Source organism: Pseudaquabacterium rugosum (genome assembly GCF_038066575.1).
GTDB lineage: Bacteria > Pseudomonadota > Gammaproteobacteria > Burkholderiales > Burkholderiaceae_C > Pseudaquabacterium > Pseudaquabacterium rugosum.
This window is the reverse complement of sequence record NZ_JBBUTF010000054.1, coordinates 1-578: the sequence shown is the minus strand read 5'-3', so window position 1 is coordinate 578 and position 578 is coordinate 1. Positions and strand designations below refer to the sequence as shown.

General features: G+C 67.3%; 1 protein-coding gene. It reads left to right on the top strand.

All coding sequences use genetic code 11. The annotated features are described in order from the left end of the window. Positions 1–522, top strand: a 522-nt coding sequence (locus tag AACH11_RS24750) for an IS5 family transposase (RefSeq protein ID WP_341376964.1), incomplete at its 5' end; no start/stop codon positions are given. Between the last annotated feature and the right edge of the window lie 56 nt (positions 523–578).

Sequence of the window (578 nt, the reverse complement as noted above, 5' to 3'; positions counted from 1 at the left end):
GAATACCGCCGCGAGTGGCGCAAGGTGCACCTGGGCATCGACGCGCAGACGCTGGAGATCCGCGCAGTTGAAGTGACGAGCAATGCGATTGGCGACGCGCCGATGCTGCCCGAGCTGCTGGCGCAGATTCCGCCGGATGAGGCCGTGGCCAGCGTCACGGCAGACGGTGCCTACGACACGCGGGCATGCCGGGATGCGATCGCGCGGCGCGGCGCGGTGGTGGTGATTGCGCCGCGCAAGAACGCTCGGCTGTGGCGCAGGTCCAGTCCGGGTTCCGAGTCTCGAAATGAGGCTGTCCGGGCATGCCAGCGCCTGGGGCATGGCATCTGGAAGACGTGGAGCGGCTACCACCGACGCAGCTTGGTGGAGACCAAGATGCATTGCCTGAAGCGGCTGGGCGAGCGGGTCACGGCCCGCACGTTCGAGCGTCAGGTGGTGGAACTGCATGTGCGTGTGGCCGTGCTCAATCGCTTCAGTCAGATCGGCCGACCGCAGACCGTGCCGGTGGTCGCCGTGGCATGAGTCCGTCCGGGGCTGGGGTCATGCCGTCTGCTCACGGGTTTGTGCAACAGAGCCGT